Here is a 7,607-nt window from a genome sequence, read left to right as displayed (position 1 = left end):
TGGTAAGGTCTTTCTACACTACGTCTTAGGTAAAAAGTTGGTTGACTTTCCTCACCTGGTATGTCTTTTGTAAAACGATGGTACAGGCTTTCGATTCCAATTTCATTTAATTCTCTAACAACATCGGAGTGATTCCACCATCTGTCCCATTGATCCCAAATTACGTTACTATTGAAATCACCAGCAATTATTGTGTTTTGAAATTTATCCTTGTTAACCTGTAAGTATTTCCAGAATTGACCCATGTAGCCAAAATTAGGTGAGTTATTTTGATGCGTCCAGACAGCTAAAAGATTGAACTCGTCATTAACGGTGCAGGGAAGAAAGTGCTTAACAGTATGATCATTGTAGGTATTTGACCAATCTAATCTCTTTAAAGTGATTTGTGGCTTGGCGAATATTCCAATCCCCTTATTCTTCGTGTCACCTATCCATAGATAATTTGTGGCCCAATCAATATAGTTCTTATCCAGTGCTTTATTTGGATCTTCACATTCCTGAATAATGAAGATATCTGCATCAAATGGAATTAGATATTCAAATTTCTTTCTTAACGCACCGTTACAGTTCCAAGTAAGGATTTTCAAGTCTGACCAGATTACTTATTGGGAAATTATTTAATGATTCGGAGCCATCACTGAAAGTTTAGACAATTGTTAATTTAGTACCATCTTCCCTGAAGCTTATTTTCTCATCATATTCACTATCGCGCCATCTACCATCGCTGTTACCCCAAATGATCTTATTTCCATCAATACGCGCTTTGTACTTGAAATTCTCAGAGTCGGATTTGCGCCCGTATGAAACTATATATTTGTCGTTCTCCTCTGAGACGCTAATTATTTCTTCTGGCTGATTCATTATCGTTGAGATGGCGAATTTCGCAATTTGTTGGCGCGTGAAATTCTTAGGTGGAATTTCAACGTCTGTTGTTACCTCCTTAGGGTCAGGAAGTGAGATCTCAACCTTTGAAGTTGGGCTGTTACAGCTATATGATATAATTAAAAAAAGCAAACTCCCTAGGGCAGCTCGACTTTGTTTGTAACTGAATATGTTCATTTCCTTAGCTCAACTGGTCAAGTCATCAATTAGTTCCACCTTTTGCGTTAAATGGTTAATTGCCGCAACCGGATTAATTTCAGTCTCTTTAAACCCATAAATATCTTGTTTACAATCACCACAATATGCATCTATGTCATTTGTCTTACCACATTCACACACCCAAACTTCCTTTTCCCCTGATATAAATCCTTTTTTAGAGTTCTTGTCCCTCGTTCCTTAAAATTATTTTGGACGAATGTGATTATCGACTTTAATTCTTCCATGTCCTGTTTATTATAGAATGGTTTGTCAAATGTGGTTAACCTTAATCCCCTCTTTTGAAGTGTAAAATCTTCGTTTTTCAACAGTTCGAAGGTCTTTTTAGCGTCAAAGAGATGTAACTCTTTAACCACCCTGCCGAGTTTTAAAATAACCGGAATATGGGCTTCGACCTTGATTGAATCGTAAAGTAACTGCAGTTTAATTGACTCTGGTAGACGATCCATGTAACCAACAAAAAATTTATAAAAGGCATCCGAATCTCCTGGGCTAATTTCATTTTTCACGGCGTATTCAAGCTTCCTTACTAAGAAAGGAAACACCTCGTGGATTTGATTCTCAGTTATAAAACCCCATGTGTCTTCTGTTAATTGCAATTCCGAATCATTAGCTTTTTTAATGATAGATTTCTTCTGTCTCAAGGTATTTATCCTGTCCACACCAACATTTTCCAATGGTCCCTGCTCAGATAACGGGATCTTCTCTATGGATTCTTTTTCCAATATCACAGCCGTTCCAATTGCTGTTAACATGAACATAGATTTACCCTTTCCAGAGATTTCATCCATATCAATGCTTAACCCAATTACGCAATTAGCCCCAATCTCATGTGCAGAATGCTTTATTCTCGAGATAGCCTCGTTGTATAACGATGCAAGTTGTTTCTGATAAGATTGTGATCTTCCCCCGAATACGTCAGTTAACCCACCCATGAAGTCGCTAAACAAGTTAGTCCCTGCAACGATATGGGCCGATACGGGTTTTAGGTACCGTTTGATTTTAACTCCGTCTAAGGTCGATGATGTGACGACCAGAATGTCTTTTGGTGTTGCCATAACAATTGCTTGAGTTTTAAGTAGATTTATTAAATATGCTTATTGTCAGTAAGGTATCCTAATCCAAACTTAAAATTTTAATTACAGTTATTCAATGATGCGACCGTCTGCGACTGAGCGAAGGTCATTGGAGTAAAGCCTGATAAGGCGATCCAGTGATATGTTTTCCCTTCAGAAAACACGAGGCTTGGCGGAATTATTGATCCATAAGCCATAGGTGAAGGGGAATTCAATAATTGTGACGAGCTGAAGCCAGAGTGATTCGCAGGTCGCAATGCTATAGAAGCGAGAAGATTTTATAGGATATTAGCGTAGCAATCGTATAAAAAATTCAGGAGCTTCTACGAAAAGCGCTGAAATCCGTCCGCAATGAGAATGACAGACTGCCTGGGTAGGTTTGTCCTGGTCGATAGACCACGCCAATGTGATGGGGCATAGCGAAATTGATTCTAGCGTAGCAAAATTAATGAGCGAGGTCTGGCGTTATCATTAGCAGGATGAGTAGCTTTTCGTGCCGATCTACGTGCGTCTGACGATCAAATTTGCACAGGCTTTACCCAATGGAACCAAAGACCAAACCTCACCATATCCATCTCTAAGCAGCAGAAGAGGGTATGGCGAGGTGTTGGGATGTTTTAATTAGCTATTAGATGCTAATTGTGGGTCTTGCGAAATCACCTGACCACTAACTACTCTTTGTACTTTTTGAGAATAGTCGTTTCCGTCAACGTCTTTAAATGTAAGCTGTATGTCAAAAGGTACCATATTATTTGTAAAATATGTTCGATCTAGTCTAGCGGATCCATTAAGAATAAATTTCTTTCCATTGTTCACTTTAAGATTTGAAGCGAGTGGAGTTAATTGTACAAATTCTCCATCAGTTAACTCTAATGTAACGTCTGTAGCATCTCCACCTTTATTCAAAAACTCTATTTGAAAGCCGCTATTACTTGAGAACCCCCCATCTGTCACGAAGAAAGGTCTTATTTCAGATATTCTTTTTTTATTTTCAAGCTCTAAAGCTCGCTCCGTAATATTTTTATGATGGATGAAATTGTCAATTTGGATCTGTATTTGCTCCTCGAGTAATTTATTGGAACCCGCCATTAAACTTGACTGATATTGCATTTGTCCGGATTGAACAATCATTTGTTTCGCAATTTCAGCTTGTTGTCCTGCTATAGTTTCCAAAGAATTTAACTTACGTTCTAATTCCTTGTCTTTGCGTCCTAATTTAAACATAGCAAAGATAGCGGAAGGAGCAGCTATAAGCACTCCAACAGCTGAAACCCAATCTGTAACACTTGATTCACTCATAATTTAACTTAAGTGCAATTATTAATTCTAAGTTAATGTTTTAATGTGTAAATAACCAATATGCCCATGCTCTGGATGACTTACTGTACATTTGGCGCACTTAAGGCTTAGAAACAAAAAAAGCCCACATTTCTGTGAGCTTTTACCCGTAGCGGGGAGCAGGATCGAACTGCCGACCTCAGGGTTATGAATCCTGCGCTCTAACCATCTGAGCTACCCCGCCATACTATCTTCTATTCATTATTTCAATTTTACGGATCGAACTGCCGTCCGCCCCGGGCGGATATGAATCCTGCTCCGCCTCTGGCGGATACCCCGCCGGATTTATTTTCTCTTAAAAGCTAAATTTTAACTAATTGTCGAATACAACAATTATATTGTCAAGCGAAGCTCTCATTATTGAGTTTGCAAATATAGAAGAAAATACTTTTCTTTAGAAAAAATGATGAATAAAAACGCCTCAACCGATCAAATAATTACAGGAATGACTGAAAAGAAGAAGTTTAATGTTGAGTATGAAGTGAAATCATCTCCTAAGATCTTGTTCGGGTTTTTAAATGAACCGAACGGTTTGGCACAATGGTTTGCTGATGATGTCAATTATCGCGACCAGGTATACACTTTTACCTGGGACGGGGAGCAGCAGAAAGCGAAATTGCTTTCTATCAAGGAAAATAAGCTGGTTAAGTTTAAATGGCTTGACGACGAACCTCATTGCTATTTTGAGATGGAGATCGTTCAGGATGAACTGACGAATGATGTGGCTCTTTCTATAACCGACTTCGCTACGGAGGATACTTTACAGGACCGGAAACTCATCTGGGACAACCAGATTCAATACCTGATCGGGGTATTGGGTGCTTAGGGAATAAATTTTCCCTATTTTTGTGGGAGGGAAACCATCCTGTTGCCGCTAATGAAAAAAGTACACCTGCTTGTATTTAAGGCCTTTATCCAGCCTTTTATCGTGACCTTTTTCATAGTCATGTTCATTTTGTTGATGCTATTTTTATTTAAATACATCGATGACCTGATCGGAAAGGGCTTTGAATGGCATGTTATCCTGCAGCTTCTGATGTATGCCTCTGCTACTAATGTGGCTATGGCCCTTCCTCTTGCTATCCTTCTTTCTTCCATCATGACCTTTGGCAGCCTGGGCGAAAATTATGAGCTCGTAGCGATTAAGTCGGCCGGGATATCATTGCAAAAGGCTATGATGCCGCTGATCATAACAGTGGGCTTCCTGGGAATCGGAGCATTCTTGTTTTCGGATTATATGCTTCCCAAAGCGAATCTGAAAATGGGTTCCCTGCTATATGATATACGAAATCAAAAAGCAGCCTTTCTGATAAAGGAGGGCATCTTCAATAGCAGCATTCCGGGATATGCCATACGGGTGAAAAAGAAAGACGAAGATCAGACCCTGCACGACGTACTCATTTATGATCGAAATTCTTCCAATGGTAATTTGAATATGCTGATGGCCAAAGAAGGCCAGATGTTTACGACCGACGATAATCAGCTCCTGGTTCTGAAATTGAAGAATGGCGTACGGTATGAGGAGACACCCAGCACGACCGGTACTTACAATCCAAGGCAGCGCTTTATGCGCACGGAGTTTAAGGAAACGGAGCAGAAGCTGGATCTTTCGAGCTTTGGGTTGAAACGGACCGATGAGGATCTGTTTAAATCGAACTACCAGATGATGAGTCTGAACCAGCTGAAAATGTACCGCGATTCATTCATGGACAAGCGGGATAGTAACCTTCGCTCTACCTATGCTGATCTTACTTTGCTTTCAAATACTTTCAGGAATGATCCTTCAAGGCCGGCTCCGCCTGTAAAAGTTTTAAAACCTTATAAGGATGTAATGCAGCTAATAGCAAAAGATAAAAGGCTGCAATCCATACAAAGTGCAAAGGATCAAATCCTGACGGTGAAAGATGTTTTGCGGCGCAAGGAACTGTACACGTCTGATAATACCGTCCGGATTAGAGGTTTCCTAATCGAACTTAACCGCAAATTTACGCTGGCCGTATCCTGCATGGTCTTGTTTTTTATTGGCGCGCCTTTGGGAGCGATAATCAGGAAAGGGGGGCTGGGGCTGCCGGTTGTGATGTCGGTTATCTTTTTCCTCATTTATCATATTATATCCACTATCTCAGAAAAGTCGGTTAAAGACGGGGCTATTGAGCCTGCTATCGGGATGTGGCTGGCAATTATTATTCTGTCTCCGCTGGGGGCGTTTTTAACTTATAAGGCGACGGTTGATTCGGTGTTGTTTGACGTTGATAGTTATAAGAGGTGGTTTGGGAAGTTGTTTGCGAGGAAAGAGGCTTCGGTAGGTTCCTCCCTTCGGTCGGAATGACGGCCCTGCGGTCGGAATGACGGCCCTGCGAGGTTCCTCCCTTCGGTTTGGCGGTCGTCATTTCGACCGCAGGGAGAAACCTCCAATCACATAAACTCGGCACTCGTCATTTGACCGCAGGGAGAAACCCCAAGGAACCTTCACGAGCCGGTTGACACAGCGGCTTGGGCCGCGTGTCTATTGAGGAGATCCATCCCGGACGTGATCCGGGACCTCTCGGGAAAGAGCCTCGCCGCGTCGAAAATAAACCCCTCTGCGTCCTTCGCGAAAAACTTTGCGTCCTCTGCGGTAAATCATTTTACTTTCCCCCAATATTTCTCCCGACTTATTTCCGTAAATTCGCAACAATTTTAGCGATTCATCCTATTCGCTATACAAACACAGATATGTTCAATACGATTGAAGAAGCAATAAACGATATAAAGGCCGGGAAAGTTATCATTGTTGTTGATGACGAGGACAGAGAAAACGAAGGTGATTTCCTGACTGCCGCGTCAAACGCGACTCCTGAAGTGATTAATTTTATGGCTACCCACGGGCGGGGTTTGATTTGTGCTCCTCTTACTGAAGAGCGCTGCCAGGAATTACGCCTGGACCTGATGGTAGGTACCAATACAGCTGTATTTGAAACTAATTTTACGGTTTCGGTTGACTTAATCGGGCATGGATGTACCACGGGTATTTCTGCTTCTGATAGGTCTAAAACTGTTAAGGCACTAATTGATCCGAATACTAATCCCGATGAATTGGGTCGCCCGGGACATATATTTCCCCTGATCGCTAAAAAAGGTGGCGTATTACGCCGTGCAGGTCATACAGAAGCTGCAGTCGATCTGGCTGAAATGGCGGGTCTGGCTCCGGCCGGTCTCCTCGTGGAGATCTTGAAAGATGATGGTGAAATGGCTCGCCTGCCCGATTTGCTGATCATCGCAAAACAGTTCAATCTCAAAATCATTTGTATCAAGGATCTGATTTCTTATAGACTAAAAACGGAATCTTTAATTAAAAAGGAAGTCTCCGTTAAATTACCTACTCAATGGGGAGATTTTGAAATGGTCGCTTATACTCAGTTGAACTCGGGAGAGCAGCACCTGGCACTTGCCAAGGGGAGCTGGGAAGAGGATGAGCCTGTATTGGTTAGGGTACATAGCTCTTGTATCACGGGTGATATCTTTGGCTCATGCCGATGCGATTGCGGCCCTCAGCTTCACAAAGCGATGGAAATGATCGAGCAGGAAGGCAAAGGTGTGGTGATTTATATGAACCAGGAGGGAAGGGGCATTGGACTGATCAATAAACTGCATGCCTATAACCTTCAGGAAAATGGTGTGGATACCGTTGACGCGAATCTCCAGTTGGGCTTTCAAATGGATCAGCGGGATTATGGAATCGGTGCACAGATATTGCGCAGCTTAGGTATCAAGAAAATGAAGCTGATGTCGAACAACCCGACCAAACGTTCCGGCCTTATTGGCTACGGACTTGAAGTGGTTTCCAATGTGCCGATAGAGATTGAGTCGAATGAACATAATGAGTTATACCTCAAAACCAAACGTGATAAGATGGGTCATACCATCATGAAGAACAGCTAGCCTATTTATTTTTCGGCCGTATTCTTTCCTCAGGTTTTGTAGCGTCGGTAATCAAAGGGACTATCACTTCCTTTGGTTTTTCCTCTTCTTTAGGCTTTTCTTCTCTCCTGCTTTTCCCGCGAAGGAAACCAAGCAGCTCATTCAGGTCATCAAAGTCTTTACGGTATACCAGGC

At 41.8% G+C, this 7,607-nt stretch carries 7 protein-coding genes and 1 tRNA gene; 3 read left to right on the top strand and 5 right to left on the bottom strand.

What is annotated here, in order from left to right; all coding sequences use genetic code 11:
* The 5 genes from WBJ10_RS01640 to WBJ10_RS01620 all read right to left on the bottom strand — a co-directional run.
* A partial coding sequence (locus WBJ10_RS01640) for an endonuclease/exonuclease/phosphatase family protein (protein ID WP_424287809.1) occupies positions 1–587 on the bottom strand: 587 nt, incomplete at its 3' end.
* Positions 588–645: 58 nt separating this feature from the next.
* Positions 646–861: a hypothetical protein gene (locus WBJ10_RS01635; protein WP_424287808.1), complete on the bottom strand. Its 216-nt coding sequence runs from the start codon at positions 859–861 to the stop codon at positions 646–648.
* Between the two features lie 329 nt (positions 862–1,190).
* Entirely contained in the window at positions 1,191–2,156 is a 966-nt protein-coding gene (locus WBJ10_RS01630) for a YbjQ family protein (protein ID WP_424287807.1), read from the bottom strand.
* Positions 2,157–2,795: 639 nt separating this feature from the next.
* Positions 2,796–3,473, bottom strand: a complete 678-nt coding sequence (locus tag WBJ10_RS01625; protein WP_424287806.1) for a hypothetical protein — start codon at positions 3,471–3,473, stop codon at positions 2,796–2,798.
* A 149-nt stretch (positions 3,474–3,622) separates the two neighbouring features.
* Positions 3,623–3,696: transfer RNA gene (locus tag WBJ10_RS01620), tRNA-Met, on the bottom strand.
* Between the two features lie 261 nt (positions 3,697–3,957).
* Here WBJ10_RS01620 and WBJ10_RS01615 point away from each other — a divergent pair.
* The 3 genes from WBJ10_RS01615 (at position 3,958) to WBJ10_RS01605 (ending at position 7,433) form a co-directional block, all read left to right on the top strand.
* A complete protein-coding gene (locus tag WBJ10_RS01615) occupies positions 3,958–4,338 on the top strand; it encodes an START-like domain-containing protein (RefSeq protein ID WP_424287810.1) in 381 nt (126 codons plus the stop codon).
* A 51-nt stretch (positions 4,339–4,389) separates the two neighbouring features.
* On the top strand, positions 4,390–5,841 hold the full coding sequence (locus tag WBJ10_RS01610) for an LptF/LptG family permease (protein ID WP_424287805.1): 1,452 nt from the start codon (positions 4,390–4,392) through the stop codon (positions 5,839–5,841).
* Between the two features lie 386 nt (positions 5,842–6,227).
* Positions 6,228–7,433, top strand: a complete 1,206-nt coding sequence (locus WBJ10_RS01605; RefSeq protein ID WP_424287804.1) for a bifunctional 3,4-dihydroxy-2-butanone-4-phosphate synthase/GTP cyclohydrolase II — start codon at positions 6,228–6,230, stop codon at positions 7,431–7,433.
* Positions 7,434–7,607: the final 174 nt, after the last annotated feature.

It is taken from the genome of Daejeonella sp. (genome assembly GCF_049655485.1).
In the GTDB taxonomy this organism is placed as follows: Bacteria; Bacteroidota; Bacteroidia; order Sphingobacteriales; family Sphingobacteriaceae; genus Daejeonella.
Note: the sequence above shows the minus strand (reverse complement) of the source record. Positions and strands in the feature narration are given on the sequence as shown.